Consider the following 18,607-nt stretch of genomic DNA (forward strand, 5'->3'; position numbering starts at 1 on the left):
CGCCCTTCCCTTCTCCCCTTGTGGGAGAAGGTGGATCGGCGCGCAGCGCCGAGACGGTTGAGGGGTGCTGGAAGGAATGAGACGTTGGCGTTCCCTGGAACACCCCTCATCCGACCGAGCTTCGCTCGGCCACCGCCCGGGGGCGAGCCACGGGTCTCGCCCCGTCCTTCGGACCCCACAAGGGGAGAAGGGGAGGTCGGCGCCTTACCTGCCACGAGCTCGCTCCTCGGCCTGCGCCGCCAATATCTTCTTCACCTCGGCGACCAGCTCGCCTTCCGCCACAGTCACCTGCGCCGGCCTTGCCGCCCGCCATTCGGCATTGTCGGTGATCTCGGCCGACATGCGGGCGCCTTCGATCAGGTCCTTGATCTGCACTTCGCCCCTGGCGCGCTCGTCGCCGCCCTGGATGACAGCGACCGGGCTGCCGCGGCGATCGGCATATTTCAGCTGCGCCTTCATGCCGGCGCCGCCGAGATACATTTCGGAGCGGATGCCGGCCGCGCGCAGCTCGGCGACCATCTTCTGGTAGCGGCCGAGGCTTGCCGTGTCCTTGTCCATGACGAGCACGACGACCGGGGCGATGACATCGGAAGTGTCGAGCTTGCCGAGGTTCTTCAGCGCCGTCATCAGCCGGGAGACGCCGATGGAGAAACCGGTCGCCGGCACCGGCTCGCCGCGAAAGCGCGACACCAGCCCGTCATAACGGCCGCCGCCGCCGACAGAACCGAAACGCACGATCTGGCCGTCCTCATTGGGTATCTCGGCCAGAAGTTCGGCTTCGAAGACGGGGCCGGTGTAGTATTCGAGGCCGCGCACGACGGATGTGTCGATGAGCACGCGGCCGTCATAGCCTGCGGCATCCACCATGGCTGCTATCGCCGCAAGTTCGTCGACGCCCTCGCGACCGGTGTCGGCGAAATAGTCCAGCGTCTTCAGCCAGCGGATCTGGGCGGCGTTCGGCGAGATGTCGGTCGCGACCTCCAGCTTGCGCCATTCGCCCGCTGCCGTGCCAGGCTCGTAATTCATGAAATAGAGGACCGTCTCGATCGCCTTGCGCTCGAGGCCGGCGCCCTTGGTGAAGTCGCCGCTCTCGTCCTTGCGGCCGGCGCCCAGCAGTTGCGCGATACCTTCCGGCCCGATCTTGTCCAGCTTGTCGATCGCGCGCAGCACCGTCAGCCGGCGTCCCGCATTCTTGTCGCCGCCGAGGCCGATCGCCTCCAGAATGCCGTCCAGCACCTTGCGGTTGTTGACGCGGATGACGTAGTCGCCGCGCTTGATGCCGAGCGCTTCCATGACGTCGGCCATCATCATCGCCATCTCGGCGTCGGCGGCGACGCCCGCAACGCCGTTCGGCGTGCCGATCGTGTCGGCGTCGAACTGCATGAACTGGCGGAAGCGGCCGGGGCCGGGCTTTTCGTTGCGGAACACCCAGCCGGAGCGGTAGCTGCGGTAGGGCTTCGGCAGCCGGTCATAATTCTCGGCGACGAAACGCGCCGTCGGCGCGGTCAGGTCGTAGCGCAGCGACAGCCACTGGTCGTCATCGTCCTGGAAGGAGAACACGCCTTCGTTCGGCCGATCCTGGTCGGGCAGGAATTTGCCCAATGCATCGGTGTATTCGATCATCGGCTGGTCGACCGGCTCGAAACCGTAAAGCTCATAGACCGAGCGGATGGTCGCCATCATCTTCTCGACGGCGCGGATGTCTTCGGCGCCGCGGTCGGCAAACCCGCGCGGCAGCCGCGCTTTCGTCTTTTCCGATTTGTCGGCCATGGGATAATCTTCTCTGGTCAATGGGCGCGCGTTTCCTAAACGATGCGGCTTGGAGCGGCAAGGGCGGCGACCTCTCCTTCTCCCCTTGCGGGAGAAGGTGGATCGGCGCGCAGCGCCGAGACGGATGAGGGGTGTTCCAGCGGAGTGAAGCGCCGGCTTTCCCTGGAAAACCCCTCATCCGGCCGCTGCGCGGCCACCTTCTCCCACAAGGGGAGAAGGAAGAACTGAAACAAAACCACACCAAAACGAAACAATTCCGCCATCAGCGCGGCATGCTGCAGACACAATCCAAGACGATAAAGCGCACCGAAACAAAGGGTTCGGGGCGATGACCATGGCGGAAGACATCATCGAGAGCGGCACTGCCAGGCTGCGGCCTGCCGGCAACCTCATGCCCAAGCCGGCGCAGCAGCCGGCCGGGCCGTTCGAGGTTACGGCGGAAGCGCAAAAGCCGACGCTGCGCGACGCGCTGGTGACCGGGCTGCTGGTGATCTACCCGGCCTTCGCGGCCGTGGCGGCCATCCTTGCTGGGCTGTTTTTGACCGGCGCCAGCAGCGTCTGAGCTAGCGCACTTCCCCTTCTCCCCTTGTGGGAGAAGGGGAAGTGCGCTCACTTCGGCCTTTTAAATCTCTTCCGTTCCGCCTCCACCTCGGCGCGGCAGACGCAGCCTTCGAGGTGGTCGTTGACCAGGCCCATCGCCTGCATGAAGGCATAGACAGTGGTCGGGCCGACGAAGCTCCAGCCGCGCTTCTTCAGTTCCTTCGATATCCTGACCGAGACCGCCGTCGTCGGGTTGGCGCGCAGATGCGCGAGGTCGACGATTTCGGGCCGTTCATCGGGACCCGGCTCGAACTTCCAGAACCACGCGGCAAGTGAGCCGAATTCATCGACCATCTCGCGGGCCCGCCTGGCGTTGTTGATGGTCGAGACGATCTTGCCGCGGTGGCGGATGATGCCGGCATTGCCGAGCAGGCGTTCGACATCCTGATCGGTGAAGCGCGCCACCTTGTCGAAGTCGAAATTGGCGAAGGCCTCGCGGAAATTCTCGCGCTTGCGCAGGATGGTCAGCCAGGAGAGGCCGGACTGGAACCCTTCGAGACAGATCTTCTCGAACAGCCGGCGATCGTCCGTCACCGGCCTGCCCCATTCATGGTCGTGATAGTGGAGATAGTCCGGCAGGTTGCCGTGCCAGAAGCAGCGCGCGACACCGTCGGGGCCATCCAGCAGGCCGGCATTTTCTTGTCCCATCAGAAGAATTCCATTCGTTAACGCGCTTCGGCGCGAGCTTTACCGTGGCTTTACCAGATTCCTGAACCGGCCGGTAACCACACCAAAAAGTTTACTGACAAAGCGGTCTTTTACGCATTCCGATTCATGTTTTGCTTGCCGCTCCGCGCCAAGGTTCGCCACGCCGAGGGCCCCTTCCCCGCCCTTGGACGAGTTCGACGATCAAGGTGCGTTCCGATGAAGACAGCGTTCACTTTCGTGCTCGGCGCGGCCGCGGTGCTTACCGCCGGCGCGACGACCTCTTTCGCCAATGACCGTTACGCGGACAGGCCGCCGGTGATGGTGAGCCCCGACCTTTCGGCACCCTGGTTGCTGCAGCTTGGCCATGCGCCCGGCATCGTGCGCCCGGCCCGGCAGGCGACGCAGCAGCGGCTTTTCCAGGCGCAACCCGGCCAGCAGAGCACGGCTGCCGTGCAGCAGCCGGCCAAGCGCATGGTGATGCGGCCGCAGATCAACCCGATCTACCTGCCGCAGGAAGTCACCTATGACGGCCCGCAGAAGCCTGGCACCATCGTCATCGACACCCACCAGAACTTCCTCTTCCTGGTCGAGCAGAACGGCAAGGCGCGGCGCTACGGCGTCGGCACCGGCAAGCCCGGCTTCGAATGGTCGGGCACACACAAGATCACCGACAAGAAGGTGTGGCCGGACTGGCGCCCGCCGGCGGTGATGATCAAGCGCGAGGCAGCCAAGGGCCGCTACCTGCCGACCTATCTGGCCGGCGGCATCGAGAACCCGCTCGGCGCGCGCGCGCTCTATCTCGGCACCACCGAATACCGTATCCACGGCACCAACCAGCCCTGGACGATCGGCGGCGCGGTGTCGTCGGGCTGCATCCGGATGCGCAATGAGGATGTCGTCGACCTTTACGAGCGCGTGAAAGTCGGAACGACGGTCGAGGTGATATAGTCACTGCGCATCAGCCAGTAAGGCGGCGCTGAGGCGTTTTTTGGCGCTTGCTGTTGCTCTGAAGCCATAGCGCGCTTTTAGGAGACGTGCTTAGACTGGCAACGAATACGGGGGACGGGTCGTGTGGGGATACGGCCAGTCACGAAAGGGCAGCACGGGAAACCGCGCTGCCCTTTTCGTTTCAGCTGGCTGCGACAGGTCGCCCCGAAAGCACGGTGTTTCGTTTTCAGAGCTGATTTCCAGCCCCTGCTCTGCTATTGCACAATTCCCCTCGCCAAAGGTCTTGAGTCATGTCCCGGTCCGACGACAGCCGCTATCTCAAGGGTGGTCCGGTCGCCCAACGCATCATCGCTTCCGTGCGCGAGGATGCGGCAATCGCCACCGCCGAAGGCTTTCCGCCGAAGCTGGTCTCGATCACCGTCGGCGATACCGACGCGGTCGATGTCTATGTGCGCAACCAGCGTGCCAAGGCGGAGCTTGCCGGCATCGGCTTCGAGGAGCGGCGCTTTGCCGCCGACATCACGGCGGGCGAGCTTGAGGCCGCCATCCAAGGCCTCAACGCCGACCCGCGCGTCACCGGCATCATCATCCAGCGGCCGGTGCCGGCGCATATCCCGATCAAGACGCTGCAGGCGGCGGTGCATCCGCTGAAGGACGTCGAGGGCATGCATCCTGCCTCGATAGGCAACATCGTCTACAACCAGCTCGACCTCGCTCCCTGCACGGCGGCCGCCTCGGTCGAACTGCTCAAGGAGACCGGCCTCGATCTCAAGGGGCTCGAGGTGGTCGTCGTCGGCCATTCAGAGATCGTCGGCAAACCGATCGCCTTCCTGTTGATGAGCGAGGGCGCGACGGTGACGGTCTGCCACCACATGACGCGTTCGGTGGCGGCGCATGCGCGGCGCGCCGATGCGCTGTTCGTCGCCGTCGGCAAGCCGCGGCTGATCAAGGCCGACATGGTGAAGCCCGGTGCCTGCGTCATCGACATCGGCATCAATTCGGAAATCGGGCCGGACGGCGAAAGCCGCATCGTCGGCGACGTCGACACCGAGAGCGTGAAGGAGGTCGCCTCCTGGATCACGCCGGTGCCGGGCGGCGTCGGCCCGCTCACGGTGGCGATCCTACTGCGCAACACCATGGTGGCGCTCAACCGCCAACGCGCGCTCTACCGCGCGACCTACGGCGTGGCGGACAAGCTCGCGGCGGAGTAGTTATTCCGCAGCGATCAAACCGCTGTCGGAAACGCCTTCCGGTTTCGGGCCACCATAGGCCCAGTCGAGCAGTTTTATCGTGTGCACCACCGGCAGCTTCGCGGCGGAGGCGATCTGGGTGATGCAGCCGATGTTGCCGGTGGCGACGATCTCGGCGCCGGTCGCCTCGATGTTCCTGACCTTGCGGTCGCGAAGCCTGGCCGAAATCTCGGACTGCAGGATGTTGTAGGTGCCGGCCGAGCCGCAGCAGAGATGCCCTTCGCGCGGCTCGCGCACGACAAAGCCTGCCCTGCTGAGAAGCTCCTTCGGCTGTCGGGTGATCTTCTGGCCGTGCTGCATCGAGCAGGCGGAATGATAGGCGACGATAATGCCCGGCTTGCGCACCGGCTCGGGCAGGTCGAGGCTGGCGAGATATTCGGTGATGTCCTTGGCCAGCGCAGAGATTCGCGCCGCCTTTTCGGCATAGGCCGGATCGAGGCGCAGCATGAAGCCATAGTCCTTGATCGTCGTGCCGCAACCGGATGCGGTGATGATGATGGCATCGAGCCCACCCTGGTCGATGGCGCGCGTCCATGCGTCGACATTTTGCCTGGCCGAGGCAAGGGCCTGATCCTCGCGACCCATGTGATGGACGAGCGCCCCGCAGCAGCCCTCGCCTGCCGGCACAACGACCTCGATGCCCAGCCGTGTCAGCAGGGAGACGGTCGCTTCGTTGATGGCCGGATCGAGCACCGACTGCGCGCAGCCTGTGAGGATGGCGACGCGGCCGCGTTTTTTGGTCCCCTGCCCCGCATGCGTGCCCGGCGAAGCCATCGGCGATGCCGGCGGGATCGACGACGGCGCAAGCTTCAGCATCGCCGCGATCGGTCTCAGCGCCGGTAGCTTTTCGAACAGGCCGATGAACGGCCGGCCGAGGCCGGCGAGCTTCAACGCGGCGCGGAAGCGACCTGGGTAAGGCAGCACGAAAGCCAGCATGGCACGGTTCAGCCGGTCGAGCAGCGGCCGCTTGTAGGTCTTCTGGATATGGGCGCGGGCATGATCGACGAGATGCATGTAGTTGACGCCCGACGGGCAGGTCGTCATGCAGGCCAAGCAGGACAGGCAGCGGTCGATATGGGTGACGATCTCCTTGTCCGCTGGTCGGCCGTTCTCCAGCATGTCCTTGATGAGATAAATGCGGCCGCGCGGCGAGTCCAACTCGTTGCCCAAGGTCACATAGGTCGGACAGGTGGCGGTGCAGAAGCCGCAATGCACGCATTTGCGCAGGATTTTTTCCGATTCCGCGACATGCGGGTCGGCAAGCTGGGCAAGGGAGAAATTGGTCTGCACTCAAAAATCCTTACTGCCCCAGTAGCCAGCTTTGCGGGTTCTTGACGGGCTCGCCGCGTTGCAGCGCCTGGATGCCCAGGATGCAACGGGCGATGAACCAGACGGCGACGGCGAACATCAGCAGGAAGCCAATCACGAGCATCATCAGGACCACGGAGATCAGCGCGTAGAGAAGGCCGATCCAGAAAGTCCTGACCAGGAATGTGTAGTGGCTTTCGACGAAGCCGCCCGCCTTGCCGCGATTGATATAGGCAAGCACGATGCCGACAATGCCGGTGACGCCGACGACGAGGCTGGCGAGATAGAGAATGTAGATGACCAGCGCGTTGGTTTGGCCTGGTTCCAGCCAGCGATCGGTCTGGCGTGCTCCGGTGTCTGGCCCTGGATTGGCGTTGCTCATGGTGCTCTTCCCTCCGTTGACCGAGGAAGAGTAACAGAGATGGAACCCGGCGCCATGCGGCCGGGGTTGAGAATGTGCTTCGGGTCGAACTCGGCCTTGAGCCGCGCCGACAGTGCCGCCAGATGCGGCGGCTGCGGCTCGAATACCGGCAGTGCGGCGCGATGCGAGGCCGAGGCGCGCACCAGCGTCGCGTGGCCGCCGCCATGTTTGCGGATCAGTCCGCGCAGCAGCTCAGCCTCCGGGTCGTCCTCGCGCATCGACAGCCACACCAGTCCACCCTGCCAGTCGTAAAAGGCATCGACCGCGGCCTGCATGCGCAAGGCCATTACCATGTGATGCGCCTGCGAGGGCGCCATCGAGACGCGCCAGACCGGTCTCGCGGCGACGTCGGCGAAGGGGGCGCAATCGCGAATATCGCGCCAGATCGTCTTTGAGGCTTCGCCCGCGATCTCCTGCAGCGGGCCGGCCCTGCCGAGCAACTGCTTGAGCGCCTCGGTGCGATAGACGACCGACGGCCCAAAGCCTTCTACGCGCAGCAGCGTCGCGGCGTCGGTGCCGAGATGGCCTTCGGCGACGCGCGCGGCGATCCGCTCCGACAGGTGCGCCGCGCTCGACACTTCGGCGCTGGAGCCGAGCGCCAGCGCCATTGCGGCGGCAGCGGCATCGTCGAGCAATCCACGAATGGCCAGCGTGACCTCGGTCTCGGCCGCCGGCAGAACCTTGAAGGTGACGTCGGTGAACACGGCCAGCGTGCCCCAGCTTCCCGCCATCAGCTTGGAAAGATCGTAGCCGGTGACGTTCTTGACGACGCGGCCGCCCGACTTGAAGGCTTCGCCGCGTCCCGAGACCGCCGCTATGCCAAGAACATGGTCGCGCGCGGCACCTGCCTTGAGGCGACGCGGACCGGACAGGTTCGAGGCGAGCACACCGCCCAACGTGCCCCTGCCCGGCTCGCTGCCGAGCAGGGGGGCGTAGTCCATCGGCTCGAAGGCGAATTGCTGGCCGTTTTCGGCAAGGAGCGCTTCGATCTCGGCGAGCGGCGTGCCGGCGCGCGCCGACAGCACCAGTTCGGCCGGCTCGTAGAGCGTCACGCCGGTGAGCTTGGAGAGGTCAAGCGTGTGCTCGGTCTGCAGCGGACGGCCAATGCCGCGCTTGGAGCCGTGGCCGAGGATTTCGAGCGGTGCTTCTTCGGCCGCTGCCCATTGGATGGTGGAGAGGACTTCGGCGGGGGCGGATGGGGCGAAGGTGGTCATGAGCGCGCGCCTTTCCTCGCCGCGCAAAGCGGGGGAGAGGAACCCCAATTCTGAGACCTCCCCATCAAAACCTCGGAATATCCGGAAACGCCACTTGCCCACGGTGCACATGCATCCGCCCAAGCTCGGCGCAGCGGCGGAGCTGCGGGAAGACCTTGCCGGGGTTGAGCAGATGGTTGGGGTCGAAGGCACATTTGACGCGCATCTGCTGGTCGAGGTCGACCTGGTTGAACATTTCCGGCATCAGGTCGCGCTTCTCGACGCCGACGCCGTGCTCGCCGGTGAGCACGCCGCCGACCTCGACGCAAAGGCGCAGGATGTCGGCGCCAAAGCTTTCGGCCTTGTCGAGCTCGCCAGGCACGTTGGCGTCGTAGAGGATCAGGGGATGCAGATTGCCGTCGCCGGCGTGGAAGACGTTGGCGACGCCGAGCCCATACTTCTCGGAAAGCTCGCGCATGCCGGCGAGAACGCGCGGCAGTTCCTTGCGCGGTATGGTGCCGTCCATGCAGTAATAGTCGGGCGAGATGCGGCCGACCGCCGGGAAGGCCGCCTTGCGCCCGGCCCAGAAGCTCAGCCGCTCCTGTTCGGATTGCGAGATGCGGCAGGTGGTCGAGCCGTTGCGGTAGGCGATCGCCTCGATCAGGCCGATCAGGTGGTCGACCTCGACGCTCGGCCCGTCAAGCTCGACGATGAGCAGCGCCTCGACGTCGAGCGGATAGCCGGCATGGACGAAGTCTTCCGCCGCCTGGATCGCCGGGCGGTCCATCATCTCCATGCCGGCGGGGATGATGCCGGCGCCGATGATGTCGGCGACGCACTGGCCGCCCTCTTCGCTCGTCGGGAAGCCGATCAAGAGCGCCCGCGCCGTCTCCGGCTTCTTCAGGATGCGCACGGTGACCTCGGTGACGACACCGAGCAGGCCCTCGGAACCGGTCATGACGCCGAGCAGGTCGTAGCCTTCCTGGTCGAGATGGCTGCCGCCGAGCCGCACCACCTCGCCGTTCATCAGCACCATCTCGATGCCCAGCACATTGTTGGCGGTCAGCCCGTATTTCAGGCAGTGCACGCCGCCGGAATTTTCCGCGACATTGCCGCCGATCGAGCAGGCGATCTGGGAGGATGGATCGGGGGCGTAGTAAAAGCCCTCCTGCTCGACAGCGGTGGTGATGCCGAGATTGGTGACGCCCGGCTGGGCGACGACGACGCGGTTGGGATAGTCGATCGCCAGGATGCGGTTGAAGCGGCTCATCACCAGCAGCACCGCATCCTCGAGCGGCAGCGCGCCGCCAGAGAGCGAGGTGCCGGAACCGCGCGGCACGACGCGGATGTTGCGCTCGTTGCAGTATTTCAGGACGCGCGAGACCTGCGCCACCGTTTCCGGCAGCACGACGACCAGGGGCAGTTGCCGGTAGGCGGTGAGGCCGTCGCTCTCGAAGGCGCGCATTTCGTTGGCCGTGTCGACGACGCCCTCGCCCGGCACGATGATGCGCATGTCGGCGACGATCTCGGCGCGCCGGCGCATCGTGGCGTCGTCTGGCTTCGGCATGGCAAGGCCGGACATCGGGGCAGCCTCATGAGCTTGACTGGTCAAAATCTTTTACCAGCCAAGCGCGTTCGTTGCAAACCCTGCGTTAGGCGGACAGGGGCGACGGGCGCAGGCCAAGCTTCCTCAGCGGCAATCTGCCGCTATGGTTTACCCTCCCCTTGTGCGGAGGGTCGCGAACCAAGTGAGCGGCGTGGGGGTCGGCGCGACGAAAGCGCTTTACGAGCATCCACGCCCCGATCCGCTATGCGGATCGACCCTACCTACAGGGGAAGGTAAGGGGCGCGGCTATTCTCCCGCCGGCTTACCCGGCTCGGAATGCATCTTCCGCACGCGGCGCACGCCCCACCATACCAGCAGGATGGCGACCGGCACCGAAGCCGCGGTGACGACTTCCGGCGCAAAGGCGTGGCCGAAGCTCGAGGCGCCCTTGGCGACGTAGCCGATGAGGCCGACGACATAATAGGAGACGGCGGCGACCGAGAGGCCTTCGACGGTCTGCTGCAGGCGCAATTGCAGCCTGGCGCGGTTGTTCATCGAGGCCAGAAGATCGCGGTTCTGCTTCTCGACGTCGACATCGACCCAGGTGCGCAACAGCGTGGTGGCGCGGGTGAGCTTTCGCGAGAGGTTGGCCTGGCGCTCCTCGACGGAACGGCAGGTGCGCATGGCCGGCGCCATGCGCCTTTGCAGGAAGCCGGCCCAGGTGTCGTAGCCCTGCACCGGCTCCTCATCCAGCGCCTCGAGCCGTTCCGAGACGATGCCGTCATAGGCGCGGCTGGCGCCGAAGCGGTAGAGGCTGGACGCCGCGTCGGCTTCGAGTTCGGCGGCAAGCTCGGTGAGATCGGCAAGCAGCGTCTGGCTGTCGCGGGTCTCGACCGCCTTCATCTCCAGTGTCGTCTGCGCCAGCCGGTCCTCGATGCGGCGGGCCCGGCCGGACAGCGTCAGCGCCAGCGGCAGGCCAAGCATGGCAAGGGTCCGGTAGGTCTCGATGTCGATCAGGCGCTGCGACAAGGCGCCGGTGCTGGCCGGCGTCAGGCCGCGGTCGAGCACCAGCATGCGGGTCAGGCCGTCGCCGTCCTGGCGGAAGTCGGTGACGATGGCCGCGGCACCGCGCTCGACCAGCGAATGGCAGAGGCTGGCCGGGTCGAAGCCGGCGATCAGCTTCTCGCTCGCCTGCGTCCATTTGCGGATCTCGAGCCGGATGCCGGAGATCACGGTTCCCGGCGGCGCGAAGCCGTTGCCGAAGGGCGAATCCTCCTGGCCCCGACCGTTTTCGGCCAGCGGTCCTTCCCAGAGATAGGTCGAGAACTCCGTGTGCCGCTCCCAGCGCAGCGTGCCCTTGCCCCATCTCATGGCGTGGTGGCGGGCATGGCGCTCGGGCGCCGCGATGCCGAGGCGGCGCGACAATTCCGAGAGCACGGCATGGTCGACGCCGGCACCGCCGTCGGTCATGAAGGAAAGCTGGATGAGCACGCGCGGCTTCTCGACAAGCGGATGCGGCCGGGCATGGACTTCGCCCAGCGCGCCGGGGCGTCCCTCATGCGCCGGAAAGCCCATGACGCTGCCTTGGGCGCGCGGCTGGAATTCGAGGTTGGACGTCTCGTCCGACACGGCTGGTCCCCCTGGTTTCGACCGTTCGTGCAATCGGGTTGTCTTGCGGCAATCGCCAAGGCACGTAAACAGCAAATTTTAGCAGGCACGGATGGGAAGGCACTGCGTCGGAATCGACCGGATCCGGCGAATTGGATAAATAATTTGACCAGTTGGCGACAGAGGCTTTAATCTGCGCGGCATCCAATCCGTTCCCAGGCGCCCTCCGTTGAGCGATATCTTCTCCAGGATCGAGCATTCGCGCACCGCCGACGAAGTGGTGCAGCAAATCGAGAACCTGATCCTCGAAGGCGTGCTGCGCACCGGCGACCGGCTGCCGGGCGAGCGCGAGCTGGCGCGTCAGTTCGACGTGTCGCGGCCGATCCTGCGCGACGCGCTGAAGGCACTGGAGGGACGCGGGCTGCTGACCACCAGGCCGGGCGGCGGCACGCATGTCGCCGACGTCATCGGCCAGCTTTTCACCAAGCCGGTGACCGACCTGATCTCGATGCACCGCAAGGCGGTGACCGACTATCTGGAATACCGCCGCGAGGTCGAGGCGATCGCCGCCGAGTATGCGGCGCGGCGCGCAACGCCAGAGGATCTCGCTCTGCTCGACCGCATCATGGCGCGCATGGACGAGGCGCACCGGACCGGCGATTTCGACGACGAGGCGGAAATCGACGTCGAATTCCATCACGCGGTCTGCGAATGCGCGCACAACATCATCCTCCTGCACACGCTGCGCTCCTGCTATCGGCTGTTGTCCGAGGGCGTGTTCCAGAACCGGCTCCTGGTGTTCACCGTTCCCGGCGCGCGCGAGGCTCTGCTCCAGCAGCACCGGGCGATCCACGCCGCGATCAAGGCGGCGGACCCGATCGCGGCGCGCAAGGCCGCGATGGACCACATCACCTATGTCGAGCGCTCGATGGCCGAAGCCGAGCGCAGCGGCGACTGGCAGCGCGTGTCGCGGCTAAGGCTCAGGCAACGCTCCGAGACCGGCGACATCGAACCCGCACGCAAACGCTCCTGAACACGGATCAAGCAAGGACCATTATGAGCGAAATCCTCACCATCGCCGATCTCAAGGACCTGGCGCGCCGCAAGGTGCCGAAGATGTTCTTCGACTATGCCGATTCCGGCGCCTGGACCGAGAGCACCTACCGCGCCAACGAGGAGGATTTCCAAAAGATCAAGTTCCGGCAGCGCGTGCTGGTCGACATGAGCAACCGCTCGCTGGAGTCGACCATGATCGGCGAGAAGGTGGCGATGCCAGTGGCGCTCGCCCCTACGGGGCTGACCGGCATGCAGCATGCCGACGGCGAGATGCTGGCGGCGCAGGCTGCCGAGGAGTTCGGCGTGCCGTTCACGCTCTCGACCATGAGCATCTGCTCGATCGAGGATGTCGCCTCGGTGACCAAGAAGCCGTTCTGGTTCCAGCTCTATGTGCTGCGCGACAAGGACTTCGTGCTCAACCTCATCGACCGCGCCAAGGCGGCAAACTGCTCGGCGCTGGTGCTGACGCTCGACCTGCAGATCCTCGGCCAGCGCCACAAGGACGTGCGCAACGGGCTGTCGGCGCCGCCCAAGATGACGCTCGCGAACATTGTCGACCTCGCCCTCAAGCCGCGCTGGTGCCTGGGCATCGCCGGCACCAAGCGCCGAACCTTCCGCAACATCGTCGGCCATGCCAAGGGCGTCAGCGACGTCTTTTCGCTGTCGTCCTGGACGACGGAGCAGTTCGATCCGCAGCTGTCGTGGAACGACGTCGCCTGGATCAAGGAGCGCTGGGGCGGCAAGCTGATCCTGAAGGGCATCCTCGACAAGGAGGACGCGTTGATGGCGGCCGAGACCGGCGCCGACGCGATCGTCGTCTCCAACCATGGCGGGCGGCAGCTCGATGGCGCCGCCTCCTCGATCTCGGTGCTGGAGGAGATCGCCGACGCGGTCGGCGACAGGATCGAAGTGCACATGGACGGCGGCATCCGCTCGGGCCAGGACGTGCTCAAGGCGCTTTGCCTCGGCGCCAAGGGCACCTATATCGGCCGGCCGTTCCTTTACGGCCTCGGCGCGATGGGCAAGGCGGGCGTCACCAAGGCGCTCGAGATCATCCGGAAGGAAATGGACATCACGCTGGCGCTGTGCGGTAAGCGTCTGGTAACCGACATGGGCAAGGACCAGTTGCGGCGCTAGGGGCTTATTCACCGATCCGCCCTAGTTTCCCGTGATGACCGACACGGGAAGACGCTCGCCTTGACCGAAACCGGCATCCATTACCTCGACGCGCGCGGGCCGGACGGCATGCGGCTCTACGCGATCGGCGACGTGCATGGCCGTCATGACCTTCTCGCCGCCATGCACCACGGGATCGAGAGCGAGCTGGAACACGCGCCGTCGTCCGACTGGCGCATCATCCATCTTGGCGATTATGTCGACCGCGGGCCGGACTCCAAAAGCGTCATCGAGTTCCTGATCGAGGCCAGGAAGCGCGACCCGCGCAACATCATGCTTGCCGGCAACCACGATATCGGCATGCTGGAATTTCTTGCCGAGCCCGACCCGGACGGCCTGTTCATGCGCTTTGGCGGGATCCAGACCGCGGCGTCATACGGGGTGAAGCTTTCGACCGGCGGCAGCTGGTTCGGCAGGCCGGACGAGGCGCTGGCCCACGGACACGCGGCATTGGTCGACGCGGTGCCGCAAACCCATGTCGATTTCCTGAAGTCGCTGTCCTTTTCAGTGTCCTTCGGCGACTTCTTCTTCTGTCATGCCGGCATCAGGCCCGGCATTCCGCTCGAAAGCCAGAGCCCGCTGGACCTGATCTGGATCCGCGACGCGTTCCACGATCACCCGGGGCTCTATCCGAAAGTGATCGTGCATGGGCACACACCCGTGCCGGAAGCCGAGGTGATGGCCAACCGCGTCAATGTCGACACACTCGCCTGGCAAGCGGGAACGCTGAGCGCGCTCGCCGTCAATGGCGGCGACAAGCGCATCCTGACCGTGCAAGGGAAAGCGCTTTAGGCCGCGATCCTTTTCCTGGATTGCTCTAGTTGAGCGCGGCGGTGACGCCGTAGCCGTTGACGGCCCGGTGGTTGGTCGCTGCATCGGCGGCATAGATTCCGAGGCCGCACAGAACGATGGCAGACAGCATGACAAAGGACAAAAGCGCTGCTTTCACGGACGTCATCTCTGGTTGAGCTTTCTGCATCTGTGCACGAGGCGGTTACCAATGCGTTGAAACGATAAAATGCGTCTCAATGTTTCGACGATTTCGCGCTTCTAGGCAGATTCTGTATCGCCGGTGTGTCGCCTGGATCACACAGAAGGTTCATCGCGGTTGCACGGACGATACAGGGCGGGCGCCTTCTAGAATGGCGCTCGGGTACAAGCCAAGGACGAAGCAGGTTTTCCCCAGGCGGAACCGCCGTCGCGTGCCAATTATGTCACGCTTGGTGCGGCGGTCTGCAAGATGATCAGATCGTCGCCACCCAGGCGCGCGCAATCGCCAGGCCGGCGGCGTCGGCTTCCTGCCCGTTGCGCGCCGCCTCGTCGTCGAGCCTGCCGGCCCAGTCGGGGTGGCGGTCGGCGATCAGCGACGCGAAGGAGGTGCTCCAGTCGCGCACCATTGGGCGATCCGCCTCGAAATGGAACTGGAAGCCATAGACGGCGCGGCCGATGCGAAAGGCCTGGTTCGCCGCGACATCGTTGCTGGCAAGCCGCACGGCCTCCTCGGGCAGGTCGAACGTGTCGTCATGCCACTGGAAGATCGGGAAGCTTTCCGGCAATGCGCCAAGCACCGGATCGGCCTTGGCCGCCGTCGTCAGCGACACGCCGCGCCAGCCGAATTCAACGGCACCGCCGATGTGGTTCTCGGCGCCGAAGGCGCGGGCGAGAAGCTGGCCGCCAAGACAGATGCCGAGCACCGAGCGGTCCTTGCCGGCGAAATCGCGCGTCAGCTCGAGCAAGGCGGGAAAGTAGGGATAGTCGTCGTCGGCCAGCGCATTCTGACCGCCGCCCAGCACCACCATGGCATCGTGACCATTTGCGTCCTGCGGCAGCGGGTCGCCCTGGTAGGGGCGGCGCAGGTCGAGCTCGGCGCCTGCCTCCGCAAGAGCGGCGCCGATCTGGCCGAGGCCGGTGTTGTCGTAGTTCTGGACCACCAGCACCCGCATGGGAAAATCCTGCTGACATGAAAATGCTGGGGAGCGATATCATGGCGCCTTCGTTTCAGCCAAGATGCGTGCCGGGGAGAAAGCTATGCCACTGCAGAACCGGGTCGATCCGTTCGGTGCCATCCATGCCACGCCGGAGCGCGGCCTGTTCACCGGCAATCGCGGCATCATCCACGACCCCGAGACGAAAACGCTTTTGAAGAAGCGCTGGGCCCTGCCGGCCTGGATCATCTGCACGTGCCAGTTCCGTGGTGTGCGGCGCGAGCCGATGGGCCGCAACCGGCCAAGTGATGACGAACCGGGGGGTAAGGCGGGCTGGACCGAACTGTTCTTCCTCGACGAGGTGACGGCGCTCGCCGCTGGCCACCGGCCCTGCTTCTTCTGCCGGCGCGAGCGGGCCGCCGATTTCGTGCGCCGCTTCGGCGAGGCCTTCGGCGTTGCCGAACCGCGCGCGCCGATGGTCGACAAACGGCTGCACAAGGAGCGGTTGGGCTCGGGCGGCCGGCCACCGACGGTCGAGCCGGACGTGCTTTCCGCCCTGCCTGATGGGTCCATGGTCGCGGATGGCGGCACCGTCTATGCCTTGCGTGGCGGCAAGGCGCTGCGCTGGTCGTTCGCGGGCTATGGCACTCCGACGGAATTCGATGAGCTAGCGGGTCGGCCACTTCGCCTGACCACGCCGGCGACCACCATCTCGGTGCTGCGGCAAGGCTACGTGCCGGCGTGGCATCCTTCCGCCGAGGCTTGACGGCACAGGTCGCGTCGCCCATTGCTCGGCCATGCGCGCCAATTACAAGATGCAGCGGCTGTTCGTGCCGGACGATCTCGAACCGGGCCTCGAATTCGACGCCGGACAACAGCAGAGCCACTATCTCGCGCATGTGCTGCGGCTCGGCGAAGGCGCCGAGGTTCTTCTTTTCAACGGCCGCGACGGCGAATGGTCGGCGGCAATCGCCGCCAAATCCAAGAAGGCGGTGCGGCTCAAGGTGCTCTCCCTGCAGCGGCCGCAGCCGCCGCTGCCCGATCTCGTCTACTGCTTCGCGCCACTGAAGCAAGGCCGGCTCGACTATCTGGTGCAGAAGGCGGTGGAGATGGGCGCAGGCGTGTTGCAGCCGGTGATCACCCAGCATACGCAAGTGGCGAAGCCCGGCATCGATCGGCTGCGCGCCAATGTCGTCGAGGCGGCCGAGCAATGCGGCATCCTGGCGGTGCCAGACGTGCGCGAGGCGGAGAAGCTGGCGCGGCTGCTCGGCGGCTGGGACAAGGAACGGCGGCTGATCTTCTGCGACGAGGATGCCTCGACCAACAATCCGCTGACGGCCTTGCAGGCGGTGCGGGAGAAAAAACTCGCGCTGCTGGTCGGGCCGGAGGGCGGATTTTCCGACGACGAGCGCAGGATGCTGCGGGCGCTACCTTTCGTCACCGCCATCCCGCTTGGCCCCCGCATCCTGCGCGCCGATACGGCGGCGGTGGCGGCGCTTGCCGTGATGCAGGCGACGATCGGCGATTGGTGATCAAATCCAGTTGAGCCGTGGCTCAGGATTTTTCGCTTGATCGGCTACTGACATTTCGTCCATCTAGCGCCCGGCGGTCGTCCGACCGCCTACAGCGCCGCGCGTCCTTTTTCGGACGCGCAAAGGACGTTGTAGCACTTTGATTTGGCGTATGATCCTTTCCGAAAATCGAAGGCGATTTTCGGAGTCATGCGGCGGGAGGGCTCATCATGGCGCGCGACACAACCGATATTCAGCCCATTGAAGGCATCGACGAACTCGTCGGCTATCTCGTCGCGGGCAACAAGCCGCGCGATAAATGGCGCATCGGCACCGAGCACGAGAAATTCCCCTTCTATGTCGACGGCAACGCGCCGGTGCCCTATGGCGGCGAGCGCGGCATCCGCGCCATCCTCGAAGGCATGCAGCAAAAGCTCGGCTGGGATCCGATCATGGATGCCGGCCGCATCATCGGCCTGGTCGAGCCGACCGGCCAGGGCGCGATCTCGCTGGAGCCGGGCGGACAGTTCGAGCTCTCCGGCGCGCCGCTGGAATCCATCCACCAGACTTGCCGCGAGGGCAACGCGCATCTGGCACAGGTGCGCGAGATCGCCGAGCCGCTCGGCATCCGCTTCCTCGGCCTCGGCGGCAGCCCGAAATGGTCGCTGGCCGAAACGCCGAAAATGCCGAAGTCGCGCTACGAGATCATGACGCGCTACATGCCGAAGGTCGGATCGAAGGGCCTCGACATGATGTACCGCACCTGCACGATCCAGGTGAATCTCGACTTCGAGAGCGAGACCGACATGCGCCGCAAGATGCAGGTGTCGCTGAAGCTGCAGCCGCTGTCGACGGCGCTGTTCGCCAATTCGCCCTTCACCGAGAGCCATCCGAACGGGCTGCAAAGCTGGCGCGGCGACATCTGGCGCGATACCGACAACCAGCGTTCCGGCATGCTGGAACTCTGCTTCGCGCCGGATTTCGGCTTTGCCGACTATGTCGAATGGGCGCTCGACGTGCCGATGTATTTCGTCATCCGCGACGGGCAGTATCACGACATGACGCGCCACACCTTCCGCCAGTTCATGGCGGGCGCCGCCCGCAACGAGGTTCCCGACGGGCTGCCGACAATGGGCGACTGGGCCAACCACCTGTCGACGCTGTTCCCCGATGTGCGGCTGAAGCGCTTCCTTGAGATGCGCGGCGCCGACGGCGGACCGTGGCGGCGCATCTGCGCGCTGCCGGCCTTCTGGGTCGGACTGCTCTATGACGAGCAGGCGCTGGACGCCATCGAGGCGCTGACCTCGAGCTGGACCTACCAGGAGGCGCTGGCGATGCGCAGCGCCGTTCCGGAGCAAGGCATTGCCGCGCCGTTCCGCAACACGACCTTGCGCGACGTCGCCCGCGACGTGCTCGCCATCTCGCGCATGGGCCTGAAGAACCGCGCCAAGAAGAACCGCGACGGCTATGACGAGACTTCGTTCCTGAACACGCTGGACGAGGTCGTGGCGCGCGGCACCACCAGCGCCGAGGAGATGCTGTCGGCCTACCACACGCGCTGGGGCGGCTCGATCGAGCCGGTTTTCATGGAATATGCCTACTAACCGGCCAGTTTCCGCCTGACGGCGCGCGGCGAAAGCCGCTTCA

Annotated in this window: 19 protein-coding genes; 9 read left to right on the top strand and 10 right to left on the bottom strand. The window is 65.4% G+C overall.

Annotated elements, in window-relative coordinates; genetic code table 11:
- Nucleotides 1-204: 204 nt before the first annotated feature.
- Complete coding sequence (hisS, locus tag EJ067_RS09580; RefSeq protein ID WP_126085710.1) at nucleotides 205-1,770, bottom strand: histidine--tRNA ligase; 1,566 nt, start codon at nucleotides 1,768-1,770, stop codon at nucleotides 205-207.
- A 35-nt stretch (nucleotides 1,771-1,805) separates the two neighbouring features.
- Nucleotides 1,806-2,033: a hypothetical protein gene (locus tag EJ067_RS09585; RefSeq protein WP_126085711.1), complete on the bottom strand. Its 228-nt coding sequence runs from the start codon at nucleotides 2,031-2,033 to the stop codon at nucleotides 1,806-1,808.
- Between the two features lie 71 nt (nucleotides 2,034-2,104).
- On the opposite strand from EJ067_RS09585, the gene EJ067_RS09590 reads away from it, so the two are divergent.
- Nucleotides 2,105-2,332: a hypothetical protein gene (locus EJ067_RS09590; protein WP_245468238.1), complete on the top strand. Its 228-nt coding sequence runs from the start codon at nucleotides 2,105-2,107 to the stop codon at nucleotides 2,330-2,332.
- 47 nt (nucleotides 2,333-2,379) lie between these two features.
- On the opposite strand, the gene EJ067_RS09595 is transcribed toward EJ067_RS09590, so the two are convergent.
- Nucleotides 2,380-3,018 carry a DNA-3-methyladenine glycosylase I gene (locus tag EJ067_RS09595; protein ID WP_126085713.1) on the bottom strand — a complete coding sequence of 213 codons (639 nt, stop codon included), beginning with the start codon at nucleotides 3,016-3,018 and terminating at the stop codon, nucleotides 2,380-2,382.
- 216 nt (nucleotides 3,019-3,234) lie between these two features.
- On the opposite strand from EJ067_RS09595, the gene EJ067_RS09600 reads away from it, so the two are divergent.
- Nucleotides 3,235-3,966 carry a L,D-transpeptidase gene (locus EJ067_RS09600; RefSeq protein WP_126085714.1) on the top strand — a complete coding sequence of 244 codons (732 nt, stop codon included), beginning with the start codon at nucleotides 3,235-3,237 and terminating at the stop codon, nucleotides 3,964-3,966.
- A 290-nt stretch (nucleotides 3,967-4,256) separates the two neighbouring features.
- The gene (locus EJ067_RS09605) at nucleotides 4,257-5,177 is read left to right on the top strand and encodes a bifunctional 5,10-methylenetetrahydrofolate dehydrogenase/5,10-methenyltetrahydrofolate cyclohydrolase (RefSeq protein ID WP_126085715.1); all 921 of its coding nucleotides are present in this window, start codon (nucleotides 4,257-4,259) and stop codon (nucleotides 5,175-5,177) included.
- Here EJ067_RS09605 and glcF read toward each other — a convergent pair whose 3' ends face one another.
- The 5 genes from glcF to EJ067_RS09630 form a co-directional block, all read right to left on the bottom strand.
- Nucleotides 5,178-6,506 (bottom strand): glycolate oxidase subunit GlcF, encoded by a 1,329-nt coding sequence (gene glcF, locus EJ067_RS09610; protein WP_126085716.1) that lies wholly within the window; start codon nucleotides 6,504-6,506, stop codon nucleotides 5,178-5,180.
- Nucleotides 6,507-6,516: 10 nt separating this feature from the next.
- A complete protein-coding gene (locus tag EJ067_RS09615; protein WP_126085717.1) occupies nucleotides 6,517-6,906 on the bottom strand; it encodes a DUF4870 domain-containing protein in 390 nt (129 codons plus the stop codon).
- On the bottom strand, nucleotides 6,903-8,159 hold the full coding sequence (gene glcE, locus EJ067_RS09620; RefSeq protein ID WP_126085718.1) for a glycolate oxidase subunit GlcE: 1,257 nt from the start codon (nucleotides 8,157-8,159) through the stop codon (nucleotides 6,903-6,905). The genes EJ067_RS09615 and glcE overlap by 4 nt, the downstream gene beginning before the upstream one ends.
- Nucleotides 8,160-8,223: 64 nt before the next feature.
- Nucleotides 8,224-9,720 carry an FAD-linked oxidase C-terminal domain-containing protein gene (locus tag EJ067_RS09625; protein WP_126085719.1) on the bottom strand — a complete coding sequence of 499 codons (1,497 nt, stop codon included), beginning with the start codon at nucleotides 9,718-9,720 and terminating at the stop codon, nucleotides 8,224-8,226.
- 270 nt (nucleotides 9,721-9,990) lie between these two features.
- The gene (locus EJ067_RS09630; RefSeq protein ID WP_126085720.1) at nucleotides 9,991-11,313 is read right to left on the bottom strand and encodes a DUF3422 family protein; all 1,323 of its coding nucleotides are present in this window, start codon (nucleotides 11,311-11,313) and stop codon (nucleotides 9,991-9,993) included.
- A gap of 208 nt (nucleotides 11,314-11,521) precedes the next feature.
- Here EJ067_RS09630 and EJ067_RS09635 point away from each other — a divergent pair, with 208 nt between their 5' ends.
- Genes EJ067_RS09635 through EJ067_RS09645 form a run of 3 tightly spaced genes read left to right on the top strand, consistent with a single transcriptional unit; the run spans nucleotide 11,522 to nucleotide 14,316 of the window.
- Nucleotides 11,522-12,325: an FCD domain-containing protein gene (locus EJ067_RS09635; RefSeq protein ID WP_126085721.1), complete on the top strand. Its 804-nt coding sequence runs from the start codon at nucleotides 11,522-11,524 to the stop codon at nucleotides 12,323-12,325.
- A gap of 23 nt (nucleotides 12,326-12,348) precedes the next feature.
- Nucleotides 12,349-13,485, top strand: coding sequence for an alpha-hydroxy acid oxidase (locus EJ067_RS09640; protein ID WP_126085722.1), 1,137 nt, complete (start codon nucleotides 12,349-12,351; stop codon nucleotides 13,483-13,485).
- 60 nt (nucleotides 13,486-13,545) lie between these two features.
- The gene (locus EJ067_RS09645; RefSeq protein ID WP_126085723.1) at nucleotides 13,546-14,316 is read left to right on the top strand and encodes a metallophosphoesterase; all 771 of its coding nucleotides are present in this window, start codon (nucleotides 13,546-13,548) and stop codon (nucleotides 14,314-14,316) included.
- 25 nt (nucleotides 14,317-14,341) lie between these two features.
- Here the strand turns inward: EJ067_RS09645 and EJ067_RS09650 are convergent, their stop codons facing one another.
- Nucleotides 14,342-14,482 (bottom strand): hypothetical protein, encoded by a 141-nt coding sequence (locus EJ067_RS09650; RefSeq protein WP_189510879.1) that lies wholly within the window; start codon nucleotides 14,480-14,482, stop codon nucleotides 14,342-14,344.
- A 286-nt stretch (nucleotides 14,483-14,768) separates the two neighbouring features.
- On the bottom strand, nucleotides 14,769-15,467 hold the full coding sequence (locus EJ067_RS09655; protein ID WP_126085725.1) for a type 1 glutamine amidotransferase: 699 nt from the start codon (nucleotides 15,465-15,467) through the stop codon (nucleotides 14,769-14,771).
- Between the two features lie 85 nt (nucleotides 15,468-15,552).
- Between EJ067_RS09655 and EJ067_RS09660 the strand changes: the two genes are divergently transcribed.
- From EJ067_RS09660 to EJ067_RS09670, 3 genes are all read left to right on the top strand, one after another.
- Nucleotides 15,553-16,215: a hypothetical protein gene (locus EJ067_RS09660; RefSeq protein ID WP_126085726.1), complete on the top strand. Its 663-nt coding sequence runs from the start codon at nucleotides 15,553-15,555 to the stop codon at nucleotides 16,213-16,215.
- 31 nt (nucleotides 16,216-16,246) lie between these two features.
- Nucleotides 16,247-16,981 carry a 16S rRNA (uracil(1498)-N(3))-methyltransferase gene (locus EJ067_RS09665; RefSeq protein WP_126085727.1) on the top strand — a complete coding sequence of 245 codons (735 nt, stop codon included), beginning with the start codon at nucleotides 16,247-16,249 and terminating at the stop codon, nucleotides 16,979-16,981.
- A gap of 209 nt (nucleotides 16,982-17,190) precedes the next feature.
- On the top strand, nucleotides 17,191-18,564 hold the full coding sequence (locus tag EJ067_RS09670; RefSeq protein WP_126085728.1) for a glutamate--cysteine ligase: 1,374 nt from the start codon (nucleotides 17,191-17,193) through the stop codon (nucleotides 18,562-18,564).
- Nucleotides 18,565-18,607: the final 43 nt, after the last annotated feature.

This window comes from Mesorhizobium sp. M1D.F.Ca.ET.043.01.1.1, from assembly GCF_003952385.1.
Lineage (GTDB): Bacteria > Pseudomonadota > Alphaproteobacteria > Rhizobiales > Rhizobiaceae > Mesorhizobium.

Coding starts and splice junctions, on each gene's coding strand:
- hisS (WP_126085710.1), bottom strand. CDS start 1,770: ATGGCCGACAAATCGGAAAAGACGAAAGCGCGGCTGCCGCGCGGGTTT.
- EJ067_RS09585 (WP_126085711.1), bottom strand. CDS start 2,033: ATGGCGGAATTGTTTCGTTTTGGTGTGGTTTTGTTTCAGTTCTTCCTT.
- EJ067_RS09590 (WP_245468238.1), top strand. CDS start 2,105: ATGGCGGAAGACATCATCGAGAGCGGCACTGCCAGGCTGCGGCCTGCC.
- EJ067_RS09595 (WP_126085713.1), bottom strand. CDS start 3,018: ATGGGACAAGAAAATGCCGGCCTGCTGGATGGCCCCGACGGTGTCGCG.
- EJ067_RS09600 (WP_126085714.1), top strand. CDS start 3,235: ATGAAGACAGCGTTCACTTTCGTGCTCGGCGCGGCCGCGGTGCTTACC.
- EJ067_RS09605 (WP_126085715.1), top strand. CDS start 4,257: ATGTCCCGGTCCGACGACAGCCGCTATCTCAAGGGTGGTCCGGTCGCC.
- EJ067_RS09615 (WP_126085717.1), bottom strand. CDS start 6,906: ATGAGCAACGCCAATCCAGGGCCAGACACCGGAGCACGCCAGACCGAT.
- glcE (WP_126085718.1), bottom strand. CDS start 8,159: ATGACCACCTTCGCCCCATCCGCCCCCGCCGAAGTCCTCTCCACCATC.
- EJ067_RS09625 (WP_126085719.1), bottom strand. CDS start 9,720: ATGTCCGGCCTTGCCATGCCGAAGCCAGACGACGCCACGATGCGCCGG.
- EJ067_RS09640 (WP_126085722.1), top strand. CDS start 12,349: ATGAGCGAAATCCTCACCATCGCCGATCTCAAGGACCTGGCGCGCCGC.
- EJ067_RS09650 (WP_189510879.1), bottom strand. CDS start 14,482: ATGACGTCCGTGAAAGCAGCGCTTTTGTCCTTTGTCATGCTGTCTGCC.
- EJ067_RS09655 (WP_126085725.1), bottom strand. CDS start 15,467: ATGCGGGTGCTGGTGGTCCAGAACTACGACAACACCGGCCTCGGCCAG.
- EJ067_RS09660 (WP_126085726.1), top strand. CDS start 15,553: ATGCCACTGCAGAACCGGGTCGATCCGTTCGGTGCCATCCATGCCACG.
- EJ067_RS09665 (WP_126085727.1), top strand. CDS start 16,247: ATGCGCGCCAATTACAAGATGCAGCGGCTGTTCGTGCCGGACGATCTC.
- EJ067_RS09670 (WP_126085728.1), top strand. CDS start 17,191: ATGGCGCGCGACACAACCGATATTCAGCCCATTGAAGGCATCGACGAA.